Annotated in this window: 18 protein-coding genes and 1 tRNA gene; 12 read left to right on the forward strand and 7 right to left on the reverse strand. The window is 71.5% G+C overall.

The genetic code is table 11. From position 1 onward, the window contains the following. Nucleotides 1–291 precede the first annotated feature (291 nt). On the reverse strand, nucleotides 292–2871 hold the full coding sequence (locus ACFYWQ_RS34840; protein WP_389522197.1) for an ABC transporter permease: 2580 nt from the start codon (nucleotides 2869–2871) through the stop codon (nucleotides 292–294). Continuing rightward, on the reverse strand, nucleotides 2868–3656 hold the full coding sequence (locus tag ACFYWQ_RS34845) for an ABC transporter ATP-binding protein (protein ID WP_389522199.1): 789 nt from the start codon (nucleotides 3654–3656) through the stop codon (nucleotides 2868–2870). The genes ACFYWQ_RS34840 and ACFYWQ_RS34845 overlap by 4 nt, the downstream gene beginning before the upstream one ends. Nucleotides 3657–4212: 556 nt before the next feature. Here ACFYWQ_RS34845 and ACFYWQ_RS34850 point away from each other — a divergent pair. The 3 genes from ACFYWQ_RS34850 (at nucleotide 4213) to ACFYWQ_RS34860 (ending at nucleotide 8211) form a co-directional block, all read left to right on the forward strand. Next, complete coding sequence (locus ACFYWQ_RS34850; RefSeq protein WP_389522200.1) at nucleotides 4213–5829, forward strand: MFS transporter; 1617 nt, start codon at nucleotides 4213–4215, stop codon at nucleotides 5827–5829. A 316-nt stretch (nucleotides 5830–6145) separates the two neighbouring features. After that, nucleotides 6146–6565: a DUF485 domain-containing protein gene (locus ACFYWQ_RS34855; RefSeq protein ID WP_389522202.1), complete on the forward strand. Its 420-nt coding sequence runs from the start codon at nucleotides 6146–6148 to the stop codon at nucleotides 6563–6565. Next, nucleotides 6562–8211, forward strand: coding sequence for a cation acetate symporter (locus ACFYWQ_RS34860; protein ID WP_389522204.1), 1650 nt, complete (start codon nucleotides 6562–6564; stop codon nucleotides 8209–8211). Before ACFYWQ_RS34855 ends, ACFYWQ_RS34860 begins: the two co-directional genes overlap by 4 nt. A gap of 175 nt (nucleotides 8212–8386) precedes the next feature. Here the strand turns inward: ACFYWQ_RS34860 and ACFYWQ_RS34865 are convergent, their stop codons facing one another. From ACFYWQ_RS34865 to ACFYWQ_RS34875, 3 genes are all read right to left on the reverse strand, one after another. Further along, nucleotides 8387–9271 carry a cellulose-binding protein gene (locus ACFYWQ_RS34865; RefSeq protein WP_389522206.1) on the reverse strand — a complete coding sequence of 295 codons (885 nt, stop codon included), beginning with the start codon at nucleotides 9269–9271 and terminating at the stop codon, nucleotides 8387–8389. Between the two features lie 189 nt (nucleotides 9272–9460). Beyond that, complete coding sequence (locus ACFYWQ_RS34870; RefSeq protein WP_389522207.1) at nucleotides 9461–12529, reverse strand: SUKH-4 family immunity protein; 3069 nt, start codon at nucleotides 12527–12529, stop codon at nucleotides 9461–9463. 7 nt (nucleotides 12530–12536) lie between these two features. After that, entirely contained in the window at nucleotides 12537–13562 is a 1026-nt protein-coding gene (locus ACFYWQ_RS34875) for an SMI1/KNR4 family protein (protein WP_389522209.1), read from the reverse strand. 310 nt (nucleotides 13563–13872) lie between these two features. On the opposite strand from ACFYWQ_RS34875, the gene ACFYWQ_RS34880 reads away from it, so the two are divergent. Further along, nucleotides 13873–14388 (forward strand): YwqJ-related putative deaminase, encoded by a 516-nt coding sequence (locus tag ACFYWQ_RS34880; RefSeq protein WP_389522211.1) that lies wholly within the window; start codon nucleotides 13873–13875, stop codon nucleotides 14386–14388. 88 nt (nucleotides 14389–14476) lie between these two features. Next, nucleotides 14477–14971 (forward strand): SUKH-3 domain-containing protein, encoded by a 495-nt coding sequence (locus ACFYWQ_RS34885; RefSeq protein ID WP_389522212.1) that lies wholly within the window; start codon nucleotides 14477–14479, stop codon nucleotides 14969–14971. 48 nt (nucleotides 14972–15019) lie between these two features. Here ACFYWQ_RS34885 and ACFYWQ_RS34890 read toward each other — a convergent pair whose 3' ends face one another. Beyond that, entirely contained in the window at nucleotides 15020–16306 is a 1287-nt protein-coding gene (locus tag ACFYWQ_RS34890; protein ID WP_389522214.1) for a sensor histidine kinase, read from the reverse strand. 166 nt (nucleotides 16307–16472) lie between these two features. Here ACFYWQ_RS34890 and ACFYWQ_RS34895 point away from each other — a divergent pair, with 166 nt between their 5' ends. The 7 genes from ACFYWQ_RS34895 to ACFYWQ_RS34925 all read left to right on the forward strand — a co-directional run bounded on the left by ACFYWQ_RS34895 (nucleotide 16473) and on the right by ACFYWQ_RS34925 (nucleotide 22324). Further along, the gene (locus tag ACFYWQ_RS34895) at nucleotides 16473–17333 is read left to right on the forward strand and encodes a hypothetical protein (protein WP_389522216.1); all 861 of its coding nucleotides are present in this window, start codon (nucleotides 16473–16475) and stop codon (nucleotides 17331–17333) included. A gap of 14 nt (nucleotides 17334–17347) precedes the next feature. Beyond that, nucleotides 17348–17424: transfer RNA gene (locus ACFYWQ_RS34900), tRNA-Gln, on the forward strand. Between the two features lie 109 nt (nucleotides 17425–17533). Next, complete coding sequence (glmU, locus tag ACFYWQ_RS34905) at nucleotides 17534–18982, forward strand: bifunctional UDP-N-acetylglucosamine diphosphorylase/glucosamine-1-phosphate N-acetyltransferase GlmU (protein WP_389522218.1); 1449 nt, start codon at nucleotides 17534–17536, stop codon at nucleotides 18980–18982. A 133-nt stretch (nucleotides 18983–19115) separates the two neighbouring features. Then, nucleotides 19116–20090, forward strand: coding sequence for a ribose-phosphate diphosphokinase (locus tag ACFYWQ_RS34910; protein WP_389522219.1), 975 nt, complete (start codon nucleotides 19116–19118; stop codon nucleotides 20088–20090). A 282-nt stretch (nucleotides 20091–20372) separates the two neighbouring features. Continuing rightward, complete coding sequence (locus ACFYWQ_RS34915; protein ID WP_389522221.1) at nucleotides 20373–20969, forward strand: 50S ribosomal protein L25/general stress protein Ctc; 597 nt, start codon at nucleotides 20373–20375, stop codon at nucleotides 20967–20969. Between the two features lie 82 nt (nucleotides 20970–21051). After that, nucleotides 21052–21654 carry an aminoacyl-tRNA hydrolase gene (gene pth, locus ACFYWQ_RS34920; protein ID WP_389522222.1) on the forward strand — a complete coding sequence of 201 codons (603 nt, stop codon included), beginning with the start codon at nucleotides 21052–21054 and terminating at the stop codon, nucleotides 21652–21654. Nucleotides 21655–21724: 70 nt separating this feature from the next. Beyond that, a complete protein-coding gene (locus tag ACFYWQ_RS34925) occupies nucleotides 21725–22324 on the forward strand; it encodes a hypothetical protein (RefSeq protein WP_389522224.1) in 600 nt (199 codons plus the stop codon). Between the two features lie 123 nt (nucleotides 22325–22447). Here the strand turns inward: ACFYWQ_RS34925 and ppc are convergent, their stop codons facing one another. Next, nucleotides 22448–25177, reverse strand: a complete 2730-nt coding sequence (gene ppc, locus ACFYWQ_RS34930; RefSeq protein WP_389522226.1) for a phosphoenolpyruvate carboxylase — start codon at nucleotides 25175–25177, stop codon at nucleotides 22448–22450. Nucleotides 25178–25467 lie beyond the last annotated feature (290 nt).

Raw genomic sequence — 25467 nt, forward strand, 5'->3', positions numbered from 1 at the left:
GGGCCCGGGGCGGGGGGGGGGGCCGGGGGCCGGGGCCCGGGGGGGGGGGGGGGGGGGTTGGGGGGGGGGGGGGGGGGGGGGGGGGGGGGGGGGGGGGGGTTTCTTCGCCCCCGCCGCCCCTTCCCGTCCCGTCCCCAGGGGGCTCCGCCCCCTGGAACCCCCGATCGGCCCTGAACGGGCCTCGTCCTCAAACGCCGGACGGGCTGGGGTGATGCCCCGGACGCGTGGAGCCGGCGCCGAGGAGCCCCCGTGGCTCTTCGGCGCCGGCTCTCCCGTCGCGGCGGCGGGGGCCTAGTCGGTCGCGATCGCGTTCAGGACGTTCATGCGGCCTGCCCGGAAGGCGGGGATCAGGGCCGCGAAGAGGCCCACGAAGGCCGAGGCGACGAACACGCCGGTGATCGTCGGCCAGGGGATGTCGAGGACGGTCAGGCCCTCCAGGGCGAGGAGTTGCTGGGCGGTGGCGCCCCAGCCCATGCCCAGGCCGAGGCCGAGGAGGGCACCGAAGAGGGCGATGACGACCGACTCCATGCGGATCATCCTGCGCAGCTGCCGCCTCGACAGGCCGATCGCCCGCATCAGACCGATCTCCCGGGTGCGTTCCACCACCGACAGGGCCAGGGTGTTCACCACTCCGAGGACGGCCACGATGATCGCCAGGGCCAGCAGGCCGTAGATCAGGTTCAGCATCTGGCCGATCTGGTCCTTCAGCGCCTCCTTGTAGTCGGTCTGGTCGCGGACGGTGTACTGCGGGTAGTCGTGCAGCGCGGACTTCAGGGACGCGTACGCAGCGTCCTGGCGCCCTTCCTCCGCCGTGGCGAAGACCAGCGCGTCGAGCGGCATCCGGTCGGCGGGGACGTACTCGGCGACCGTCGCGACGGAGGCGTACATGGCGCCCTTGTCGATGACGACCTCGTCGCTGGTGATCGCGCGGACCGTCAGCGTCGCCGTCGTCCCGTCCTCGAAGTCGACCTTCACGGGGGAGCCGAGCGTCAGGCCGTGTTCCTCGGCGAAGCCCTCGAAGACGGACATCGAGTCGGGCCGGTAGGCGTCGGCGAGGTCGCCGGCCACCGTCTCGGTGCGCACGTCCTGTGCGTAGGACGGGTCCGCGGCGTTGATCGTCTGTCCCTTGGACGTCCTGCCGTCGGGGGTGGTCAGATCGGCGTCGAGGAGCTTGTACTCGGTGACCCGCTCCAGGCCCGGCGTGGACTTCACGGCCCGGACCGCCTGCGGGGTGATCAGCTGGCCGCTGTCGCTCTGCACGATGAAGTCGGTGCCGACGGACTTGTCGAGCTGGTCGGTGGCCGAGGCGACCATGGAGGAGCCGACCACCGACAGGCAGGCGACCAGTGCGAGACCGATCATCAGGGCGGCGCCGGTGGCGCCGGTGCGGCGCGGGTTGCGCAGGGCGTTGCGTTCCGCCATCCGGCCGACGGGGCCGAAGGCGCGCAGCAGGACGGCTCCCAGGACGCGGACCACGCCACCGGCGAGCAGCGGGCCGATCACCACGAAGCCGATCAGGGTCAGCACCACGCCCAGCCCCAGCCAGAGGGAGCCCTCGCCCGCCTTTTCGGCAGCGGTGGCCAGGTACAGGCCGTAGACACCGGCGCCGGTGAGCAGCACGCCGAGGACGGCGCGTACGACGCCGGCCTTGGCGTCGGCCGGGGCGCCCGCGTCGCGCAGGGCGGCCATCGGGGAGACCTTGCCGGCGCGGCGGGCGGGCAGGTAGGCGGCGAGGACGGTGACGACCACACCGAGGACCATGCCGATCACCGGGGTCGTCCAGGCCACCGTCAGGTCGTCGGTGGACAGGTTCATGCCGGTCATGCCCATGAGCTTCATCAGGCCGACGGCGATGCCGACGCCCGCGCCGACGCCGAGGACCGAGCCGACGACTCCGAGCAGCAGCGCCTCGGCGAGCACCGAGCGGTTGACCTGCCGGCGGCTGGAGCCGATGGCCCGCATCAGGCCGATCTCGCGGGTGCGCTGCGCGACCAGCATCGAGAAGGTGTTGATGATCAGGAAGATGCCGACGAGGAAGGCGATCCCGGCGAAGCCGAGCATCGCGTACTTCATCACGTTCAGGAAGTCGCCGACGTTCTGCTGGTTGGCGTCGGCAACCTCCTCGGCGGTCTGCACCTTGTAGGCGCCGCCGAGGGCGGCCGTGACGTTCTTCTTCAGCTGCGCGTCGCTCACCCCGGCCGCGGCCGTGACGTTGATGTTCGTGTAGACGTCCGACGCGCCGACCAGGGTCTTCTGCGCGGTCTCGGTGTCCAGGTAGAACATCGCCGCGCCGGGGTTGGTGACCTGGAAGGCGGCGATGCCGGAGATGTGCGCGGTGTGCGTGCCGACCGCGCTGATCACGGCGATCTCGTCGCCGAGCTTCAGGCCGTGCTTATCGGCGGTGTCCGCGTCGACCATGATCTGGTCGGCCGTCGTGGGCGCCGCGCCGTCGGTGATCTCCATGGTGCGGGCGTCGTTGCCGTTCCAGCTGCCGACGATGGTGGGGCCGCCGCTGGTGGGCGACAGGCTGTCCTTGCCAGCGTCGACGACGGTCACGGAGGTCGAGAAGACGGTCCCCTCCGCGGACTTCACGCCCTCGGCCGCGCGGACCTCGCCGAGCACGCCGGACGGTACGACCGGCGGCCTGCCGTTGCCGGAGGTGGTCTCACCGGTGTCCGAGGCGTTCTTCGCGCTGACCGTGACGTCGGAGGAGGTGGCCGCGAACAGCTTGTCGAAGGTGGTGTTCATCGTGTCGGTGAAGACCAGCGTCCCGCAGACGAAGGCCACCGACAGCAGGACCGCCACGGCCGACAGGGCCATGCGTCCCTTGTGCGCGAGGAAGTTGCGCATCGACGTCTTCAGGACGGTCATGAGGTACGCCCCCGCGCGTCGAAGTCCTTCATGCGGTCCAGGACCTGGTCGGCGGTCGGCTGGTGCATCTCGTCGACGATCCGGCCGTCGGCCAGGTACAGCACGCGGTCGGCGTACGAGGCCGCCACCGGGTCGTGGGTGACCATCACGATGGTCTGGCCCAGCTCGTCGACGGAGCGGCGCAGGAAGCCCAGGACCTCGGCGCCCGCGCGCGAGTCGAGGTTCCCGGTGGGCTCGTCACCGAAGATGATCTCGGGGCGGGCGGCGAGGGCGCGCGCCACGGCCACACGCTGCTGCTGGCCGCCGGAGAGCTGGGTGGGGCGGTGCTTGAGCCGGCCGGCGAGCCCGACGGTCTCCACGACCCGGTCCAGCCAGGCCCGGTCGGGCTTGCGTCCGGCGATGTCCATCGGAAGGGTGATGTTCTCTATCGCGTTCAGCGTCGGCAGCAGGTTGAACGCCTGGAAGATGAAGCCGATCCGGTCCCGGCGCAGCCGGGTGAGCTTCTTGTCCTTCAGGCCGGTGATCTCGGTCTCGTCCAGGTAGATCTGACCTGCCGTCACGGTGTCGAGTCCGGCGAGGCAGTGCATCAGCGTGGACTTGCCGGACCCCGAGGGGCCCATGATCGCGGTGAAGCGGCCGCGGGCGATGTCCACGTCGACGTGGTCCAGTGCGACGACCCGGGTCTCCCCGGAGCCGTACGCCTTGACGACCTGCCGCGCCCGCGCGGCAACGGCCGTACGCTCTCCAGTACCCCCGTGCCTGGGAATGGTCACAGCCGATGTCACGGTATGTCTCCTATGTCGGTCATGTTTCGGGATGCACCGGTGCCTTGGCCGTACGGTCCTGCCGGTGCGGTCCTGCCGGTGCGGCCCCGCTGGTGGGTCCTGCCGGTGCGGCCCCACTGACGGGTCCTGCCGGTGCGGTTCTGCTGATGCGGTCCTGCTGGGTACGTCACTGAGTCTGTCGGTGCGGACGGGCCCGGCGCGCTGGTGCTCGGGCCCGTCTTCCCGGGGGGTTAACCCCACCCCGACAGCTGAGGACGGCCGCCCCCGCGGCGTGAGACCAGGTTAGGGACGGGCAGTGCCTCTTCTCGTCCTCCGGCGGAACGACCGCTCCCCGAGCCCTTGTACGGAGGTACCCCTAGGGGGACTCCACCGCCGGACGGACTCCCCCTCCGGGTCGGCTCCCCCCTTCGGGCCCACCCGAGGTTCCACCCTCCCGCCGCGTCAGGGTCAAGTGGGAAGCTGTGGCGGACGGATGGCTGCAAGGGACACGGACGTCCGGCGGGGGCCCGCGCGCCACGGCCGGGTCCCGACGGGACGCACAGGGAGGGCATTTCCGGTGGGCGACACGAGACCCGCGACACGGCACACGGCCCAGGGCACGGCCACCGGACGACGAGGAGCGGTCGTCGCCGCGCTCATGCTCTCCATGGCGCTCGCCGCCCTCGACTCGACCGTCGTCTCCACGGCGGTCCCGCAGATCGTCGGCGACCTCGGCGGGTTCTCCGTCTTCTCCTGGCTGTTCTCCGGCTATCTGCTCGCCGTCACGGTCACGCTGCCCGTCTACGGCAAGCTCTCCGACACCTTCGGCCGCAAGCCGGTCCTGGTGGCCGGCACCGTACTGTTCCTGCTGGGCTCACTGCTGTGCGCGCTCGCCTGGAACATGGGCGCGCTGATCGCGTTCCGTGTCGTGCAGGGTCTGGGCGGCGGAGCGCTCCAGGGCACCGTGCAGACGCTCGCCGCCGACCTGTACCCGCTGGAGGAACGCCCGAAGATCCAGTCCAAGCTGTCGACGGTGTGGGCGGTGTCCGCGGTCGCCGGGCCGGGTGTGGGCGGTCTGCTGGCGGCGTACGCCGACTGGCGATGGATCTTCCTGGTCAACCTGCCCGTCGGCGCGGTGGCCTTGTGGCTGATCGTGCGTCACCTCCACGAGCCCCGACGGGAGTCCCCCGCACGCGCGCGTGCCGACGCAGGTCCGGAAGGGACGTCTCGCGCGCGTGCCGACGCCGGTCCGGAAGGAACGTCTCGCACGCGTGCCGACGCCGGTTCAGGAGGGACGCCTCGCGCGCGTGCCGACGTCGACTGGGCGGGCGCGCTGACGGTGTTCGCGTGCGGGGGCGTGCTGCTGACCGCGCTGGTGCAGGGCGGGGTGGCCTGGCCGTGGCTGTCGGCGCCGTCCCTCGCCCTGTTCGCCGCGGGCCTCGCCCTGGCCGGGCTCGTCGTGGTCGTCGAACGCCGTGCCGCGCAGCCGATCATCCCCGGCTGGGTCTGGCGCCGCCGTACGATCGCGGCGGTCAACCTCGCGCTGGGCGCGCTGGGTCTGCTGATGGTGGCGCCCACGGTGTTCCTGCCGACGTACGCCCAGTCGGTGCTGGAGCTGGATCCGGTGTCCGCCGGGTTCGTGCTGTCGGTGTGGACGCTGAGCTGGCCGGTGTCGGCCGCGCTGAGCCAGCACGTGTACCGGCGCATCGGCTTCCGCGACACCGCCCTGCTCGGCATCGGCGCGGCCGCGCTGGTGCTGCTGGCGTTCCCCTTCCTGCCGTATCCGGGCGAGGCCTGGCAGCCGACGGTGCTGATGCTGCTGCTGGGCGCCGCGCTGGGCCTGTTCCAGCTGCCGTTGATCGTCGGGGTGCAGTCGACGGTCGGCTGGTCGGAGCGGGGCACGACGACGGCGTCGGTGCTGTTCTGCCGCCAGACGGGCCAGACGGTCGGCGCGGCCGTGTTCGGCGCCGTCGCCAACGGCGTCCTGGCGACCCGTCTGGGCGGCGCGGGCGACCTGGACTCCGTCACGGGCGCCCTGGCCTCCGGACCGGCGCAGGAAGCCACCCGGCGCGCCGTCGCGGACGCCGTGCACGCCGTCTACCTGGGCGCCTCCTGCGCCGCCGCGCTCGCCTTCGCCGTCCTGCTGCTGGTGGCACCGCGCCGCTTCCCGGTGCTCACCCATCAGGGCGACTGAGAGCGCACGGGCGGCACGGACGCGCGGGCCGGGGAGCGGCGGCGCGGGCCGGGGAGCGGCGGCGCGGGCCGGGGAGCGGCGGCGCGGGTAGGGGGAGCGGCGGCGCGGGCCGGGGAGCGGCGGCGCGGGCCGGGGAGCGGCGGCGCGGGCGGGGCAGCACCCCAGCTCAGTAACGGTGGGACACAGCAAGCGCATACCGACCGCTCAGTTTGCCGAAACCCTCGCACAGACGCGTACTCCCGGGTAACGTGCGTGCCCCCTCACCTCCCTGCGGTCCGCCGCCGCCCCGGACCCGAGCCACGCAAGGAGACACGGGATGACCCACGACGCATCCCCGCCGCCTCACCTGACGTACCCCTGGCAGCCACCACCGCCCGCCCCCGAACCCGCCCGCCGGCCCCCCGTCCGCCACACACCGCTCGGCCACCACAGCGACCTGCGGAAACTGCGCACCGCCTACCGCCGGCAGCGGCGTATCGCCACCCTCACCGCGCTCGGCTACTTCGTCCCCTTCCTCTTCCTGTCCGCCTTCGCGCCCTCCCTGACGACCACCAGGGTCGCCGGCCTCCCCGCCGGTCTGCTGCTCGCCCTCCTCCAGCTCCCCGTCACCTGGCTGGCGATCGCCGTGTACGAGCACACCGCCCGCCGCCGCGTCGACCCGCTCGCCGACCGCATCCGCAAGCAGTCCGAGCTCGACGCCAAGCGCGCGGCCCGGCACGAGAGGGCGACAGGATGACCCGGGGCGACGGGGTCCGGTCCGCCGCCGGCACCTTCGCCGAACTCGGCGGCGACACCCAGGCCATGTCCCTCGTGGCGTTCACCGCGGTCGTCACCGTCACGCTGCTGCTGTGCGTGCTGACGGGCCCCGACCGGGACGACCTCGACGAGTTCTACACCGGCTACCGCTCCCTGTCCCCCCTGCGCAACGGCCTGGCCGTCGCCGGCGACTACATCTCCGCCGCCACCGTCCTCGGCACCGGCGGCGTGATCGCCCTGTACGGCTACGACGGCGTCGTCCTCGCACTGAGCACGGCCCTGTCGCTGATGCTGCTGATGTTCCTGCTCGCCGAACCCCTGCGCAACGCGGGCCGGTTCACCATGGGGGACGCCCTCGCCCGGCGCCTGCCGGGCCGCGCGGTACGCATCACGGCGTGCGCGGTGACGATCGTCGCGCTCCTGCCGATGATGCTGGTGCAGCTCGCGGGCACCGGCCAGCTCCTCGCGTTCCTCCTCGGCTTCTCCGGCGACTCGCTGAAGACGGCCTGCATGATCGTCATGGGCGTGCTGATGATCAGCTACGCGGCGATCGGCGGGATGAAGGGCACCGCCCTCATCCAGATCATGAAGATCGTCATGCTGCTCGGCTCCGGCGCCGTAGTCGCCGTCCTGGTCCTGCACCGCTTCGACTGGAACCCCGGCGCCCTCGTCGACGCGGCCGCCGCGGGCAGCGGGATCGGCGACGCGTTCCTCCGCTCGGGCCCGCAGTTCTCCTCCGGCCCGCAGCCCGGCCTCGACATGATCAGCTCCCAGCTCGCGGTGGTGCTCGGCGGCGCGTGCCTGCCGCACGTCACCATGCGCATGTACACCGCCTCCTCCGCGCGCCAGGTGCGCCGCTCGATGTCCTGGGCGGTGTCCGGCGTGGCCCTGTTCGTGCTGGTCATCACGGTCGTCGGGTTCGGTGCGACGGCCCTGGTGGGCCGCGCGGCGATCGCCCAGGCGGACCCGCAGGGCAACACCGCCTATCTGCTGGGCTCCCGGGCCGCCTTCGGACAGGCGCCGTCCACGGCGGAAACACTGCTGTTCACCACCGTGACCACGGCGATCTTCCTCACCGTCCTCGCCTCGGTCGCCGGCATGATCCTCGCCTGCGCCAACTCCCTCGCCCACGACGTCCTCGCGGCACGCGCGCGGGAGACGTCCCCGCGCCGCGAGATGCTGCTGGCCCGCCTGTCCGCCCTGGCCGTCGGCGGCCCGACGATCCTGCTGGCCGCCCAGGTCCAGCACCGCAGTCTGCAACCGCTGGTCACCCTGTCGTTCTGCCTCGGCGCCTCGGCCCTGGCCCCCGCCCTGGTCTACAGCCTCTTCTGGCGCCGCTACACCCGGACGGGCCTGCTGAGCACCCTCATCGGGGGCACCCTGTCGGTCCTGCTGATCATGCCCGGCACCAACCTGGTCTCCGGCTCCCCGGCCGCCGCCTTCCCGGACGCCGACTTCAACTGGTTCCCGTTCACCACCACCGGCCTCGTCACCATCCCCCTCGGCTTCGCCCTCGGCTGGCTGGGGACGGTCGCCTCGGGCCGCCGCAAGGCGGAGGAGCAGCGGCGCCGGTACGAGGCGGTGGAGGGGTGGATCCTGGCGGGGGCGGTGCGGAGGGAGGGCTGAGGGGAGAGCGAGCCGGGAGCCGGACCTGAGCCGAAAGCCGAAAGCCGGAGGCCGGGAAGCGAAAGCCGGGAACCGGGAACCGGAGGCCAGGAACCGAAAGCCGGGAACCGGGAGCCGGAAGCCAGGAACCGGGAGCCGGGAACCGGAAACCGGAATCCAGGAGGGAGCGGCCCGGCTACTCGACCACGCGCCCCGTGAGCGCGCTCAGGTTGTTGCGCACCGAGTCCATGTGCGCCTGCACGTGGTCCCACCGCTCGCCGTGCTCGCGCAGCACCCGTTCCGTCTCGCGCGCGATGCGGTCCTTGCGCACACGCGCCTCGGCGAGGATCTCGGCGGCACGCACGCGTGCCTCCTCCTGGCGCCGCCGGGACGCCTCCTCCGCCTCGGCGAACTCCCGCTCCGCCTCGGCCAGGGCCTCCTCGGCCCGGGCCACCGACCGGGCGTGCTGCGCGTCGAAGGCGGCGGCCCGTTCGGCCTCCTCACGCTCCAGCGCCTCCAGCCGCTCGGCGTGCGCCAACTTCGGCTCGACGAGCAGACCCGCGGTGCGCTGCCGCACATCGCGCAGCCCCGTGAGCGCCTCGCCACGGAACTCCTTCACCTTCTTCCGGGCGGCGACCCGGATGCCGTGCGCCTCGGCGCGCGCGGCGATCAGCCGCAGACGGGCCTGCTCCTTGGCCTCCGTGCGGAGCTCCTCCGCCTCCTCCCGCGCCGAGCTGCGCACGGCAGCGGCGCGCGCCTCGGCCTGCGCGACCTGCTCGGCGGTTTCACGCCGGGCCTGTTCCCGCACGCCCGACGCCTCCTCCTGCACGAGCTGGAAGAGGCGCCGGGCGCGCTCCCCGAGGCTGTCGTACGTCTGCGGCGCGAGCTGCGGCACGGTCTCGCGCAGCCGCTCGACCTCCACCGTCATCTCCTTGACGAGGACGGTGAGCCGGGCGACCCGCTCCCAGGCGGCATCGCGTTCGGCGGAGAGCGCGGCGGTGTACGTGTCGACCTCTTTGGGCCGGTAGCCGCGCCCGAGAACAGTCACGAACCCGGGCGTTGACACTTTGGCGCTGCTCATCCTGTAGCCCCTCTCCACCAAAAAGACGCGAAATGATGATTTCCCGCATATCTTGATGTATCGGACTTAAGTGTTCATAACGCGACACTCCGGGCGCGGGCTACGGGCGGCACCGGACGCGAAAGGGCCGGGCCCGGTCGTACGACCGGGCCCGGCCCTCCTCCTGCACACGTCAGCGGGGCGTACGCCTCACAGCAGCCCGTCCCACATCTGCTCCAGCAGCACCGACCACCAGCTCTCCGGCGAACCGAGCGCCGCCGGGTCCAGCGCGGCCAGCTGGGCCTGGAAGTCGACGGTCCAACGGCCCGCCTGCTCCTGGTTCAGACCGAACCGCAGCCGCCACATCCGCCCGAGCAGCGCGAGGCAGCGCGCGAACTCCGGCAGCCCCGTGTTCACGAACTGCGGCGGCACCGGCGCCCCGCCCGGCCCCGCCTCCACCGGCACGGCGACGATGTTCGCCGTCCCGTACTGCACACAGATCGCCTTGCCGAAGTCACTGCCCATGACGAGGTACGAACCCGCGTCCGACGCGGGCTGCACCCCCCGCTCCGCCGCCAGCTCCGCCAGCGTCGGCACCGGCCGCCCCGGCTGGGCCTGCGCCCAGAAGAACGGACCCATGTCCAACGGCAGCCCCGCCACCACCAGCGTGTGCGCCACGACCGGCGGCACCCCCTGCCGGGACACCGCCGCCTGCTCGAACCGGAACAGCCCCGGCCCGAACGCCGCCCCCAGCTCCTGCGCCACCGCCTCCGGCGGAATCGGCGGCGCCGGCTGCACCGGCGGCAACGGCGCCCGCACCGGCGCGGGGCGCGCGGGACCGTCGGCCACCTGGTGCAGCTCGCCCTGATGGGCCAGCAACTGCTGCATCCCCTGCTGCCGGCTCGCGTGATCCGCCCCGTAGGGGGCGATGCTCGTGATGCGCGCCTGCGGCCACTGTTCCCGGATCATCCGCGCGCAGTACGCCCCCGGCAGCTCACAGGACTCCAGCTCGGTGTGCAGCTCCAGCACCTGGTCCGGCGGCACGTTCATCGACCGCAGCTCGTGGAAGATCTGCCACTCCGGGTGCGGCGTCCCCGGCGCCGAACGCCGGATCAGCTGCTGCTCCGACCCGTCCTGCGCGCGGTAGCGCAGCACGGCCTGGTAACCGGGGCCGACCGTCGGCTGCCCCTGCTGCGGATACCCGTACGCCGCCGGCTGCCCCGGCACCGGCACACCCGGCGGAGGCATCGCGCCGGGCGGAGGCACGGCACCCGGAGGCGGCACGGCACCCGGAGGCATCGGCTGCGGGGCGCCCGGAGGCATCCCAGGGGCGCCCGGCGCACCCGGAACGCCGGGGGCGAACGGAGCAGGCGGCGGCGGGGGCACGCCCGGCCCGCCCGACGGGGGCGCGGCCAACATCGTCTCCGCATGGTGAACGGCACCCCGCGCGCCCCCCGAGGAGCCGGGCCCACCCGGGGCAGCAGGCATACCGGGGACGCCCGCAGCACCCTGGACGCCAGGCGCGTGCGGTCCGCCCGGAGTCCCCGGTGCACCCGGAGCGCCGGGAGCCCCCGGTGCACCAGGAGCGCCCGGGGGCTGCGCGACCCCACCCGGACCCATCCGACCGGGATCGGCCAGCATCGTGGCGGCATGGTGGACACCGACCGGCGGCGTGCCGCCGGGAGCGTTCGGCGGAGTCGGCGGGGCCGGCGGGCCGGACTGTCCCGGCCCACCGGGCGGGTTGGGCGGGTTGGGCGGACCGGGCGGGTTGGACCCGCCCGGGGCACCCGGAACACCCGGTCCCCCCGGCCCGTCGGGGCCGAGTTCCGACATGAGCTGCGTCGGCACATAGCCGCCCGCCGGAGCACCAGGCACACCAGGCACACCCGGCACACCAGCGCCGGAGGAGGGCGGAGAAGGAGGCGGGGGCGGCGTGGCGCCCGGCCGCGCACCCGGCGTCCCCGGCACTCCCGGCGGGGGCGGCGGGGTCGCCCCACCACCACGCCCACGGCGCGGAGGCGCCGCCTTGCTGGTCGCGGCGTCGGCGATGTCACCGGCGTGCGGCGCCAGCGGCCGCGGCGGGGCGCCCGCGGCACCCGGAGCGCCCGGTGCACCCGGAGCGCCGGGCCCCTGCGGCGCACCCGGAGCCTGCGGGTAGCCGTACGACTGCGCACCCGGTGGAGGCGTGCCCTGCGCACCACCCGGAGGCGGAGTCCCGGGACTTCCCGGAGGCGGAGTCGGGGGAACCCCCGGAGCACCGGGCCCCTGCGGATAGCCGTACGACTGCGCACCGGACGGAGGCGGGGGAGGCGGCGGAGTGCCACCCGGCACACCACCACTCGGCGTACCCGCGCCAGGCACAGGCGCAGGCGGCGTGGGGGGCGCGCCCGGCGCGCCCTGCGCACCACCCGGCGCGTTCGGATTGCCGAGCGCCGGCGCCACCGCCGTCGGCGGGAGCTGGCTGCCGCCGGAGATCAGCGCCGTCTTGGCGTCGGGCTGGGACGAGGGCGGCCGCACCTCGTCGTCGGAACCGCTCAACGGCGGCGCGAAGACCGTCGCGGGAAGGGGAACGGAACGGTCGTCCCCCGCATCGGCGTTGGTGTCCGTACCCGTCCAGGGCGTGGCCCCGACCGGCACGGCGGGCGCCCCCGGAACAGAAGGCACCGACACACCAGCACCCGAACCGACACCAGCCCCCGAGCCCGAGCCCGAGCTCACCCCGGCACCAGCACCGGCCCCCGCATCCACAGGCACCCCGGCCTGCGTCTGAGGCAGCGCCGGATCAGGCGTCACGGCCCCACCGGCTCCACCAGCTCCACCGGACCCACCGGACCCACCGACCCCCTGCCCCTCCGCAGCCCCCTGCCCCCGCCCCTGCCCCTGCTCCCGCTCCCGCTCCCCGATCCCCAGCCGGTCCGCCGCCTCCTGCAACCACTCCGGCGGCGACAACAGGAACGACGTCTGATTCAGGTCCACCCGAGCCGCCGGCGCCGGCACCGCGTCGGCGACCTCACCCTCCGGACGCCCGTACTCCTCCTCGTACCGCCGGATCACCTCGCCCACCGGCAGCGACGGCCACAACGAGACCTCACCGCTGTCCCGGGCCAGCACCAACCGCTGCCCACCCCCGTCCGACCGCGGCCCGTCCGCACGGTCCTCGGCCCACACCACGAACCCGAGCCCGAACTCCCGCACCCGCACCTCACGGTGCTGGTACGCCGGAACGTCCCCGTTGACCCACTCTTCCCCGCGCTCCTGCGCCTGCGCGAACGTCACCATCGCCGAATCACTCCCCCGCGCCCACGGACGACACCGGCACGACCCGCGCGAACCCACCGTCCACCATCAGGTTCGCCACCGTCTCCAACTCCGGCGGCCGACCCGCCAGACGCGACAGGAACACGTCGAAATCCTCACCGCACGGCAGCAACAACCGCTCCACCCGCTCCGCCGGCGACCACGCCGGATCCACGTCCCGCGCGTCGTCGTACGCGCAGAACCACACCGAACCGACCCGCTCGCCCTTCACCTTCACGGCCAGCAGACCACCCTGCACGAACCCGACACCCAGATAGTCCTTCGTCAGATGGTCCCGCAGGCACTTGTTCACATACACCAGGTCGTTGACCGCCGCCTCGTCCCGCACCGTGAAGAACGGCTGGTCCACCAGCAGCCCCAACTCCGCGTCCAGCGCCACCCCCACCGGCGCACACCCACCCGCCGCCTTCAGGAACGACCGGTAAGCACCCGGCAGCCGGTACCCCAGATCCTCCTCCACCCCCTGCACCTGCGACTCCGACACCGCCACACCCGACTTCGGCAGCCCGAAATGCGCCGGACGCGTCTCCTGCAACGGACGCGTCCCCCGCTTCCCCTGATCCACCACCGCCGTCGCCACACCACCGTGATGCCGCAACAACGCCTTCACCTCGACCGGCACCAGCTCAAGACGCCGCGAACCCACCACGTGATGCCACGTCCAGCCGTGCGGCGTCGCCACACTCGCCACCGTGTCCCACAACTCGTGCCCCGACGCCGCCAGCGCCGCGTTCGCCGACACATAGTCCGTCAGCCGCAACTCATCGACCCCGAACCCCTCCGGAGGCTCCGCGATCTCCGCCGCCGCCCGCGCGTACGAGGAGAAGTCGGGGTAACCCCGCTCATCGACCCGTACCCCCCTCGGGTGACGCGCGGCACGCACCGGATCCGGGAAATGCACGACCTGCCCCGCATAAGCCGCGTTCGGCGGCACGGCGTGTCCCCCGGCCTGGCGGCTGGGCGGTGCCCCCAGCCCGAGCCGACCTGTCGTCATCGCGGTTGCCCCCTGCGGCACTCGGTACGGACCACAGCGACCGGTTCCGCTTCCGGTACCGGCCACCGCATCCCGTATTGCGGCTGTCTCCAACGGTCTCCCCGCGCGTCAACCGCGCGCCGGGCGGTGCCGACAGCCTATGCGGTACGACGACACCGGTCACCGGCCCTCCACTTCCGTGACCAGCCGTCACCCCGCCGTGACAGCCCGCCCCCGCACGGGCGTGTCGCACCGCCCCAGCTTCCACACACGCCACGCCATTTGGCACCCTGTGTCCTCCGGGGGGATGCAAGGGAGGGGAAAGACGATCATGAACGCCACACAAACGGGACCGCACACCAGCCACTCCGGCGACCCCCGCATCGGCTGGAGCCACGACGAGACCCCCCACGCCCCCACCCTCCGCCACCGCCGCGACGGCATACTCCCCGCCATCGCCGCCGCCCTCTCCGTCCGCGGCGCCACCCTCACCGGCACCGCCGCCCGAGGCGACCACCCCCCGGCACTCCACCCCCTCGTCCAGGACTTCCTCGACACCCTCACCAGCAGCCAACGCGACCGCTTCACCGGCCGCTGCGCCGAGGCACTCCTCATCTCCCGCCACATCACCGCCGCCGACTCCGCCCGCAGCAAACGCGCGGCCCGCAGACCCATGACCAACGGCGAAGCCCGCAAAACACTCAAACACGCCAAACTCACCGCACGACGCATCCGCGAGGACGGCGACCCCCTCCACGGCAGCTTCGCCACCCCCTGCCGCGCCTGCACCGCCCTCAGCGCCCACTTCGGCGTACGCATCATCGACCCCACCGCAGCCGACGCCTGACCCCCACCCCACACACCCACACACCCCACACACCCCCATCACGGCGGCCCCCACGACCCCGACCCCAACCCCGACCCACGACAGGCCCATGCACCCCGACCGCACCTCCACCACCCGCTTCCCCGTCCCCGTCGACGCAGCCCTCCGCACCGCCGGCTGGCAACCCGGACGCTGGGACATCAAACAAGCCGAGATCTGGGCCGACACCCTCCGCGACCACGCCTCCCCCGCCGGCCACCGCCACGCCGTCTTCCCCGCCGCCGTCGAAGCCTGGGCCGAATTCGGCGGCCTCCACATCACCCCCACCGGCCCCGGCCGCCAGATCGCCCCCGTCAACCTCGACCTCGACCCCCTCCACGGCCTCCACCTCGCCCGCACCCTCGGCGACCTCGGCCGCGCCCTCCACACCGACATCAGCCCCCTCGGCACCGAAACCGACAGCCAGGCCCTCCTCGCCATCGACGCCCAAGGCCGCGTCTACGCCCTCGACCACACCGGCGACTGGTACCTCGGCCCCGACATCGACCAAGCCCTCGGCACCCTCGTCTCCGGCATCGAACCCGTCCGCCTCACCGCCGGCTGACCACCCCACCCCGCCGCTCCACGCCGCTCCACGCCGCTCCACGCTGCTCTACGCCGCCGGAATCACCGCCGACACCCGAAAACCCCCCGCCTCCGTCGGCCCCGACACGAACACCCCACCCAACCCCACCACCCGCTCCCTCATCCCCACCAACCCGTTCCCCCCCGACGGCAACCCCGCCGACGACGCCGACCCCACCTCCGACGGCGGCTCGTTCTCCACCTGCATCGCGATCTCCGCCACCCGATGCGCCAACCTCACATGCGTCTTCGCCCCCGCCGCATGCTTGTGCACATTCGTCAACGCCTCCTGCACCACCCGGAACGCCGTCTGCTCCACCTCCGGCGCATACGCCCGCACCTCACCCTCCACCGACAACTCCACCACCATCCCCGCAGCCGCCGACTGCCCCACCAACTCCTCCAACTCCGACAGACACGGCCCCTCACCCTCCTCCCCACCCCGCGACACCACCGGCGCCACCACCGCCACCGGCGCCGCCACCCGCCGCACCCCCTCACCGCTGCGCAACACCCCCAGCATCTCCCGCAACTCCGTCAACGCCTGCCGCCCCATGTCCCCCACCAACGCGGCATTGCGCACCGCCTTCTCCGGATCCTTCCGCGCCACCGCCTGCAACGCCGCCGCATGCACCACCATCAGGCTCACCCGGTGCGCCACCACGTCATGCATCTCCCGAGCGATCCGCGTCCGCTCCTCACTCCGCGCCCACTCGGCCCGCTCCTCCGCCCGCTCGGCCAGCAGCTGCAACTCCCGCTCCAGGCTGTCCGCCCGCTCCCGCAGACTCTCCATCAGCCGCCGCCGCGCCCCCACGTACAACCCCAGCAGCACCGGCGGCGCCGTCAGCCCCAACGACGTCGTGATCGAGGCGAACGGCACGAACCAGTCCCCCAGATCCAGATCCCCCCGCACCATGTCCTGCCGCACCCGCACGAACGTCACGATCAACGTCCCCACCAGCTGCATCCCCGCCAGCGACCCGATGATCCGCCGCGGCAGCTCCGACGCGGCCAGCGTGTACAGCCCCACGATCCCCATCAGGAAGCCCATCTGGGCAGGGGTGATCGCGATCGCCACCAGCACCACCGCGATGGGCCACTGCCTGCGCACCAGCAACACGGACCCCGCGAGCAGCCCGAAGACCACCCCCGCCGCCACCGGGATCCCCGCGTCCCGCGCGAACGGAATCCCCTCCACCGCACACTCCGCGGCCGACACCGCCGCGAGACCGCAGTCGAACACCGCACTACGGCGCCTGGCCCACCACCACGGCCCTCCCCGAGCCGCCGTGCCCTCTTCCCCCGTCGTGGTCATGCCCCCAGCCTACGGGCGCCGGCCCCGGCTTTTCCGGCGACTTTCCACGACCGGCCCACACCACGCCCCACAACCGAACAACCCCGAAACCCACCGGTATCCCTCGAACTGCTGAACCACGACCGTTCGACCCCGGAACCCTCCATTCCGCCCGGACGGTATGCCCATGGCACATTTCAGCGGCAAGTACGCGGACTTCGAGGGGCTACGGGAACGGGCGGTCGCCCTGCGACGGGCCGGGCTCAGCCGACGGCAGATCCGCGACCGACTCCACGTCGACAACAACGACATCCTCAACCGGCTCCTGGAGGGCGAGCCGGCCCCCGAGTGGACGAAGCGGCCGAACGCGAAGGACGACCTCCGCGACAGGGCGAGGGAGCTACGACTCCAGGGCTGGACGTACGACCAGATCCAGGTGGAGCTGGGCTGCTCGAAGAGCTCGATCTCGCTGTGGGTCAGGGATCTACCGAAGCCCGAGCGGCGGGACTCAGCGGAACAAGCAAGGCTCGCGTCTCGAATGAGGTGGGAACATGAGCTAGCGGTGCGCGACGAGCAGCGACGTCGCACCAAGGCAATCGCAGCGGAGCAGATCGGCGCGATGTCGGATCGCGACTTGTTCATGGCCGGTGTCGCCCTCTACTGGGCCGAGGGAGCTAAGGACAAACCGTATGCGCGGCGGGAGAATGTGCAGTTCGTCAACAGCGACCCCGGTGTTATCCGGATCTACCTGGCCTGGCTGAACCTGCTGGGCGTGGAGCGTGAACGCCTACGCTGGCGAGTGATGATCCACATGACAGCTGACGTCGAAGGCGCCAATCGCTACTGGGCCGACCTCGTCGGTGTGGACGTCTCCATGTTCCAGCCGACGACCATCAAGAAGCACAATCCCAAGACCGTCCGCAAAAACGTGGGCGAGCACTACCGGGGATGTCTCGTGATCAGTGTCCTGCAGGGGGCCGAACTGTACCGCCGCATCGAGGGGTGGTGGTCAGGGATGGTGGTGGCAGCCAACCAGCGAACCCCGTAGGCTGACCCCGGCATTCCCGGGTTGCTCTGTCGGTAGGGGCGACTGGACTTTGAATCCAGGTAAGACGCAGGTTCGACTCCTGCCCCGGGAGCCGGTACGTGGGCCCTGACAGCAACGTCAGGGCCCACTCACATGTCCCCCAAGAAACGCCCCGGTATCCTTCGGATGTCTCCACCCCTACACAGCCGAAGGGCAACTCCGTGAGCGCCATTCGCCCGGCAGCCGTCGTCGTTCTCGCAGCGGGTGAGGGCACCCGCATGAAGTCGGCCACACCCAAGGTCCTGCACGAGATCTGTGGCCGTAGCCTCGTGGGTCATGTGCTGGCGGCCGCCCGTGAGTTGAAGCCGGAGAACCTGGTCGTCGTGGTCGGGCACGCGCGGGAGCAGGTCACCGAGCACCTCACCGGGATCGACCCCAAGGTGCGGACCGCGATCCAGGCGGAGCAGCACGGTACGGGGCACGCCGTCCGGATGGGGCTGGAGCAGCTCGGCGGGAGCGTCGAGGGGACGGTCGTGGTCGTCTGCGGTGACACTCCGCTGCTGACGGGTGCGACGCTGGCGGAGCTGGCGGCGACGCACGAGGCGGACGGCAATGCCGTGACGGTGCTGACGGCGGAGGTGCCGGACGCGACGGGGTACGGGCGGATCGTGCGGGACGAGGTGTCCGGTGCGGTGACCGCGATCGTGGAGCACAAGGACGCGACCGCGGTGCAGCGGGCGATCCGTGAGATCAATTCGGGTGTGTTCGCGTTCGACGGTGTGCTGCTGGCGGAGGCGCTGAAGCAGGTGCGGACGGACAACAGTCAGGGTGAGGAGTACCTGACGGACGTGCTGTCGATTCTGCGTGAGGCGGGTCATCGGGTGGGTGCGTCGCTGGCGGGTGATCACCGTGAGATCGCGGGGATCAACAACCGGGTGCAGTTGGCGGAGGCGCGGCGGGCTCTCAACGACCGTCTGTTGACGGCGGCGATGTTGGCCGGTGTGACGGTGGTGGATCCGGCGTCGACGTGGGTGGATGTGACGGTGACGTTCGAGCAGGACGCGGTGGTGCATCCGGGGACGCAGTTGCTGGGGTCGACGCATGTCGGTGAGGGTGCCGAGGTGGGTCCGAACAGTCGTTTGAAGGACACGTCGGTGGGTGCCGGGGCGCGGGTGGACAACACGGTGGCCGATGGTGCGCGGGTGGGGGCGCAGGCGTCGGTGGGTCCGTACGCGTATCTGCGTCCGGGGACGCGTCTGGGGTTGAAGGCGAAGGTGGGGACGTACGTCGAGACGAAGAACGCGTCGATCGGTGAGGGGACGAAGGTTCCGCACCTGTCGTACGTCGGTGACGCGACGATCGGTGAGTACACGAACATCGGTGCGGCGAGTGTGTTCGTGAATTATGACGGGCAGGACAAGCACCACACGACGGTGGGGTCGCACTGCCGTACGGGTTCGGACAACATGTTTGTGGCTCCTGTCACGGTCGGGGACGGCGCGTACACCGCTGCGGGGTCCGTGATCACGAAGGATGTGCCGCCCGGTTCGCTGGCTGTGGCCCGTGGTCAGCAGCGGAATATCGAGGGTTGGGTGGCTCGTAAGCGTCCGGGCAGTGCGGCGGCGAAGGCGGCCGAGGCGGTGTCCGGGCAGGGTGGTGGCGAGGACTGAGGGGAAACGGTCGCGCCGATCTCGGCGTACCGTGATAGGTGCAACCCGCACCCCACCAGCCGAGACGGCCGCGTCGCGCCCAGTGGCGAGGTCTCTCGACAGCCGGCTGAGAAACCTCTGAGGAGACTGTGCTGTGACCGGGATCAAGACGACCGGCGAGAAGAAGTTGATGTTCTTCTCCGGCCGCGCCCACCCCGAGCTTGCCGAGGAGGTCGCCCACCAGCTGGGTGTCGGGGTCGTCCCGACGAAGGCCTTCGATTTCGCCAATGGTGAGATCTACGTTCGTTATCAGGAGTCCGCTCGTGGTGCGGACTGTTTCCTGATCCAGAGCCACACGGCTCCGATCAATAAGTGGATCATGGAACAGTTGATCATGATCGACGCCCTGAAGCGTGCGTCGGCGCGTTCGATCACGGTGATCGTGCCGTTCTACGGTTATGCGCGGCAGGACAAGAAGCACCGTGGTCGTGAGCCGATCTCGGCGCGTCTGGTCGCGGACATGATGAAGACGGCGGGTGCGGACCGGATCCTCACCGTCGATCTGCACACGGACCAGATCCAGGGCTTCTTCGACGGTCCGGTGGATCACCTGTTCGCGCTGCCGCTGCTGGCGGACTACGTGGGCAGCAAGGTGGACAAGACGAAGCTGACGGTGGTCTCGCCGGACGCCGGCCGTGTGCGGGTGGCGGACCGCTGGTGCGACCGTCTGGGGGCGCCGCTGGCGATCGTGCACAAGCGGCGTGACAAGGACGTGGCGAACCAGGTGACGGTCCACGAGGTCGTGGGCGAGGTCAAGGGTCGTGTGTGTGTCCTGGTGGACGACATGATCGACACGGGTGGCACGATCTGTGCGGCCGCGGACGCGTTGTTCGCGCACGGTGCGGAGGACGTGATCGTGACGGCGACGCACGGTGTGCTGTCGGGTCCGGCGGCCGATCGTCTGAAGAACTCGAAGGTGAGTGAGTTCGTGTTCACGAACACGCTGCCGACGCCGGGTGAGCTGGAGCTGGACAAGATCACGGTGCTGTCGATCGCGCCGACGATCGCGAGTGCGGTGCGTGAGGTGTTCGAGGACGGTTCGGTGACGAGCCTGTTCGACGAGCAGTGAGCTGCCGAACGTTGCGCATGATCGATTCTGCTGACGGTTCCCGCTGATCGCTGGACCGATGGATCGATGGATCGATCGACTGATCGGTTGACCGACTGATCGATGGATCGATTTCTCTGCGGCCTTCCGCGCCGAGTAGACTGTTCCAGTTGCTCGGCGAGGGAGGCCGTACGTCGTCTTCGGACGGTGGTACGGCGGTCCGTTATCGACGCGCTCTTCGTAGCAGGCCGTTCGTGGCCGGGTGACCACGTCCGTTCCTGACTTCTACGAGGAGTGATCCATATGTCCGAGGTGAAGCTCGCCGCCGAGACGCGCACCGAGTTCGGCAAGGGTGCCGCGCGTCGTATCCGCCGCGACAACAAGGTCCCCGGTGTTCTCTACGGTCACGGCTCCCAGCCGCTGCACCTGACGCTGCCGGGCCACGACCTGCTGCTGGCGCTGCGTACGCCGAACGTCCTGATCTCCCTGGACATCGACGGCAAGTCCAACGAGCTGGCGATCCCGAAGGCCGTGCAGCGCGACCCGCTGAAGGGCTTCCTGGAGCACGTCGACCTGCTGCTGGTCAAGCGGGGCGAGAAGGTCACGGTCGAGATCCCGGTCCAGACCGAGGGTGAGCTGGCCGCGGGCGGCAACCTGCTCGAGCACGTGCTGAACGCGCTGCCGGTCGAGGCCGAGGCCACGCACATCCCGGAGGCCGTCACCGTGTCCGTGGAGGGTCTGGCGGCCGGTGCCTCGGTCCACGCCAAGGACATCAAGCTGCCGAACGGTGTGACGCTGGCGGTCGACGAGGACGCGGTCGTCCTCCAGGTGCTGGCCGCGCAGGCCGAGGAGGCCGCGGAGGGCGAGGCGGCCGAGGGCGCCGAGGTCGCCGAGGCCTGATCCTCACCTTCGTCGTTCTTTCGTCAGCCGCTGTTCCTGTGCGTCGTGTACGGGGGCAGCGGCTGGCGCGTATCAAGGAGACATGGACGTGACGAGCGACCCCAACGCCCCCTGGCTGATCGTGGGGCTGGGCAATCCGGGGCCGGAGTACGCGATGAACCGGCACAACGTGGGGTTCATGGTGGCCGATCTGCTGGCCGAGCGGGTCGGGGGGAGGTTCAAGCGGGCGAGCAAGGCGCAGGCGCAGGTCGTCGAGGGGCGGATCGGTCCGCCGGGGCCGGCGAACCGGCGGGTGATCCTGGCGAAGCCGATGTCGTACATGAATCTCTCCGGTGGTCCGGTGAACGCGCTGCGGGACTTCTACAAGGTGCCGGTGGCGAACGTGGTGGCGGTCCATGACGAGCTGGACATCGACTACGGGACGCTGCGGCTGAAGCTGGGGGGCGGGGACAACGGGCACAACGGTCTGAAGTCGATGACGAAGGCGTTCGGTGCGGACTACCACCGGGTGCGGTTCGGGATCGGGCGGCCGCCGGGGCGGATGCAGGTGGCGGATTTCGTGCTGAAGGACTTCGCGTCGGCGGAGCGCAAGGAGCTGGACTGGTTCGTGGACCGGGCGGCGGACGCGGTGGAGTGTCTGGTGATCGAGGGGTTGGAGCGGGCGCAGGGCACGTACAACTCCTGAGGCGATCCTGGAGGCCGGTTCGTACGGCGGAGGTTGACGGGCCGTTCAGGCATGGCCAATGATCCTCGCCATGCCTGTCACAGCCGCATCGTCCCGTCGGGCGCGGTCGCGCCGGGGCTCGTCGTCCAAGGGCCGGGCGCCGTCCCGTAAGGGCCCGGGGTCCGCCCGTACGGCGTCCCGTCCGGCGTCCCGTCCGGTCTCGCGTCCTGCTTCGCTCGTCGCGCTGCGGTTCGGCCGGCTGGCGGCGATGGGTGCGGTCGCGGTGCTGATTCTGGTCGCGGGGGTGTGGGGGTCGTGGGGGACGGCGCAGTACGTGATGCTGACGAAGGGGCGGGAGCAGGGCACGATCGTGGTGGCCCGGTGTGGTGAGGAGTCGTGTTCGGGGCCGTACACGCCGTTGTCGGCGGGGTCGACGGCGCGGGCGCGGGTGGTGATCGAGAAGTCGGTGGCCGTGCGGAAGGGCCGGACGTACACGGTGGTGATCAAGCCGGACGGTGACGAGGTGGTGCGGTCGGGTCCGGCGGGGGTGCTGTACGCGTGGGTGCCGCTGGGGGGTGCGCTGCTGCTGGCGTCGGTGGTGGTGGCGGGCGGGCTGGGGCGTTCGCGGGTGGGGTGGGTGCTGGCGGGGTCGGGGGTGGCGTTGTTGTCGGCGGCGTTCCTGACGGTCTGAGCGCGCGGCGGGCGCGGGGGCGTCCGGGGTGTGGGCATCCGGGGTGTGGGGGGTGCGGGTGCGGCGAAGGGCGCCTCCGGGGTCGTACGGCCTCGGGGGCGCCCTTCGTGCGGGTGGTGCGGGTCAGCCGGTGTTGCGCAGGCCGGCGGCGACGCCGTTGACGGTGAGGAGGAGGGCGCGGGCGAGGAGGGGGTCGGGTTCCTCGCCGGCGGTGGCGGCGTCGCGCTGGCGCTTGAGCAGGGCGACCTGGAGGTAGGAGATGGGGTCGAGGTAGGCGTCGCGGATGGCGAAGGTCTGCTGGAGGACGGGCTGGGCGTCCAGCAGTTCCTGTTCGCCGGTGATCTTCATGACCTCGGCGACGGTGAGCTCGTGTTCGGCCTGGATGGTGTCGAAGACGTGCTTGAGCTCGTCGGGGACGAGGGTGTCGACGTAGTGGCGGGCGATGCGCAGGTCGGTCTTGGCGAGGGTCATCTCGACGTTGGAGATGAAGTTGCGGAAGAAGTGCCACTGTTCGTGCATCTCGTCGAGCACGGTGTCCAGGCCGGCCTCGCGCAGGGCCTTGAGGCCGGAGCCGACGCCGAACCAGCCGGGGACGATCTGCCGTGACTGGGTCCAGCCGAAGACCCAGGGGATGGCGCGCAGGCCGTCGAGCGAGACGCCGGAGCCGGGGCGGCGGGAGGGCCGGGAGCCCAGGTGCAGGTCGGCGAGCTGGTCCACCGGCGTCGACGCGAGGAAGTACGTCGGCAGGTCCGGGTCCTCGACGAGCCTGCGGTAGGCGGCGTGGGCGGCGTCGCTGGCGACGTCCATGGCGGCGTCCCAGCGGGCGAGGGCCTCGTCGGACTGGCGGGGGGCGGTGTGCAGGGCGGAGGCCTGGAGGGTGGCCGCGACGGTCAGTTCCAGGTTTTCCCTGGCCAGGGACGGAATGAGGTACTTGTCGGAGATGACCTCGCCCTGTTCGGTGACCTTGATCTCGCCTTCGAGGGTGCCCCAGGGCTGGGCGAGGATGGCGTCGTGGGAGGGGCCGCCGCCGCGGCCGACGGTGCCGCCGCGGCCGTGGAAGAGGCGGAGGCGGACGCCGTAGCGGTGGGCGACGTCGCGCAGGCGGCGCTGGGCGCGGTGGATCTCCCACTGGCTGGTGGTGATGCCGCCGAACTTGGAGGAGTCGGAGTAGCCGAGCATGACCTCCTGGACGTCGCCGCGCAGCGCCACGAGGCGGCGGTACGACGGGTCGGAGAGCATGTCCTCCAGGATGGTGTCGGCGGCCTTGAGTTCGTCGGTGGTCTCCAGGAGCGGGACGATGCCGATCTTGGCCCAGCCGGCGTGCAGGTCGATCAGGCCGGCCTCGCGGGCGAGGACGGCGGCGGCGAAGACGTCGTCGGCGCCCTGGCACATGGAGATGATGTAGGACTCGATGACCTCGGGTCCGAAGACCTCCAGGGCGCGCTTGACGGTGAGGAAGACGCCGAGGGTCTTCTCGCCGGCGGCGTCGACGGGGGCCGGGGTGCCGGCCAGCGGGCGCCGGGAGCGGAGTTCCTTGGCGAGGAGCTTGGTGCGGTATTCGCGGGGCATGTCCGCGTACCGCCAGGATTCTTCGCCGAGGCGGTCGAAGAGCTGGCCGAGGGCGTGGTGGTGGGCGTCGGCGTGTTCGCGGACGTCCATCGTGGCGAGCTGGAGGCCGAAGGCGGCGAGGGTGCGGATGGTGCGGTTCATGCGGCCGTCGGCGAAGAGGGCGCCGCGGTGCTCGCGCAGGGAGCTCTGGACGAGGGTGAGGTCCGCGAGGAGTTCGCTGGTGCCGAGGTAGTCGTGGCCGGGCTCGTGGGGGGTGCCGGTGGCGAGGCGCTGCTTGGTGTTCTCGAGCTTCTGCCGGATGCAGGTGGCCTTGAGGCGGTAGGGCTCTTCGGCGTTGAGGCGCTTGTAGCGGGGGCTGATCTCGGGCAGGCGTTCGAGGTCGGCCTTCAGTGACTCCAGGAGTTCCTCCGTCGCGCCGGTGTAGCGGATGGAGTTGGAGAGGAAGCCGCGGAGTTCGTCGATCATCTCCAGGGCGTCGTTGATGCCGTGTTCGTGCTGGAGGATGAGGACGTCCCAGGTGACCTGGGGGGTGACGTTGGGGTTGCCGTCGCGGTCGCCGCCGATCCAGGTGCCGAACGTCAGCGGGCGGGTGTCGTCCGGGAGGGTGACGCCGACGCGTTCGAGTTCGGCGGTGAGGTCCTCCAGGACGTCGCCGACGGCGCCCGCGTGGAGTTCGTCGAGGTAGTAGATGGCGTTGCGGGCCTCGTCGGCGGGTTCGGGGCGGACGACGCGCAGTTCGTCGGTCTGCCAGACGAGGTCGATGTTCTCGGCCAGCCGGGTGTCGTGGCGGCGGCGGTCGGATTCGATGACCGGGGTCTCCAGGAGCGCGGCGATGCGCCGGAGCTTGTTGAGCACCGACCGGCGGGCGGCCTCGGTGGGGTGGGCCGTGAAGACGGGGCGGACGTTGAGGTGGCGGACCGTCTCGCGGATGTGCTCGGGGTCGGCGTCCTTGAGGCGGTCGGCGGTGCGGGCGAGCAGGCCGCCCTCGGCGGCGCGCTTGGCGCGCAGTTCGCGGCCGCGGTGGACCTGTTCGGTGACGTTGGCCAGGTGGAAGTAGGTGGAGAAGGCGCGGACCAGCTTGGCCGCGGTCTCCAGTTCGGTGCCGCGCAGCAGCTCGGCGGCGGCCTCGCCGTCCTCTCGGGTGAGGCGGCGGACCTTCTCTACCAGCTCGAGGAGCTCGGGGCCCTCCTGCCGTACGAGGGTCTCGCCGAGGAGGTCACCCAGTCGGCGGATGTCGGCGCGCAGCTCGGTGCTGGTCGTCGTCTGGTCGTCGGCACTGCTCACAGGTGCGGCTCCTTGCAGTGTTGAAGCTCGTCTGGGAGGAACCCGTCGGGCTGGGCCGGGCGGCGTTGCCGCTTACGGTCCGGCCTTCGGGGAAGAAAGTCAGAGCGGACCGCGCTGTCCGACCGTGTCCAAGGATAGGTGTCCGTGCGGACGCGCAGGCTGGCGGGCTCGTGCCGCCGGGTTGCGCACTGCGATACTTACGATGCCGTAGGTTACGGAACCGTAGGAAGTTCGGCGCGGTTGCCGTCCCGGCTTCTGCCTCACCGTCCACGACCCCACAGGGGACGCGC

It is taken from the genome of Streptomyces sp. NPDC003247, from assembly GCF_042888135.1.
In the GTDB taxonomy this organism is placed as follows: Bacteria; Actinomycetota; Actinomycetes; order Streptomycetales; family Streptomycetaceae; genus Streptomyces.

Excerpts from the sequence above, each read along its gene's own strand:
- ACFYWQ_RS34885 (WP_389522212.1), top strand. The coding sequence starts at position 14,477 with ATGCACCCCGACCGCACCTCCACCACCCGCTTCCCCGTCCCCGTCGAC.
- ACFYWQ_RS34915 (WP_389522221.1), top strand. The coding sequence starts at position 20,373 with ATGTCCGAGGTGAAGCTCGCCGCCGAGACGCGCACCGAGTTCGGCAAG.
- ACFYWQ_RS34890 (WP_389522214.1), bottom strand. The coding sequence starts at position 16,306 with ATGACCACGACGGGGGAAGAGGGCACGGCGGCTCGGGGAGGGCCGTGG.
- pth (WP_389522222.1), top strand. The coding sequence starts at position 21,052 with ATGGACGTGACGAGCGACCCCAACGCCCCCTGGCTGATCGTGGGGCTG.
- ACFYWQ_RS34925 (WP_389522224.1), top strand. The coding sequence starts at position 21,725 with ATGCCTGTCACAGCCGCATCGTCCCGTCGGGCGCGGTCGCGCCGGGGC.
- ACFYWQ_RS34880 (WP_389522211.1), top strand. The coding sequence starts at position 13,873 with ATGAACGCCACACAAACGGGACCGCACACCAGCCACTCCGGCGACCCC.
- ACFYWQ_RS34875 (WP_389522209.1), bottom strand. The coding sequence starts at position 13,562 with ATGACGACAGGTCGGCTCGGGCTGGGGGCACCGCCCAGCCGCCAGGCC.
- ACFYWQ_RS34895 (WP_389522216.1), top strand. The coding sequence starts at position 16,473 with ATGGCACATTTCAGCGGCAAGTACGCGGACTTCGAGGGGCTACGGGAA.
- ACFYWQ_RS34870 (WP_389522207.1), bottom strand. The coding sequence starts at position 12,529 with ATGGTGACGTTCGCGCAGGCGCAGGAGCGCGGGGAAGAGTGGGTCAAC.
- ACFYWQ_RS34865 (WP_389522206.1), bottom strand. The coding sequence starts at position 9,271 with ATGAGCAGCGCCAAAGTGTCAACGCCCGGGTTCGTGACTGTTCTCGGG.
- ACFYWQ_RS34855 (WP_389522202.1), top strand. The coding sequence starts at position 6,146 with ATGACCCACGACGCATCCCCGCCGCCTCACCTGACGTACCCCTGGCAG.
- ACFYWQ_RS34840 (WP_389522197.1), bottom strand. The coding sequence starts at position 2,871 with ATGACCGTCCTGAAGACGTCGATGCGCAACTTCCTCGCGCACAAGGGA.
- ACFYWQ_RS34860 (WP_389522204.1), top strand. The coding sequence starts at position 6,562 with ATGACCCGGGGCGACGGGGTCCGGTCCGCCGCCGGCACCTTCGCCGAA.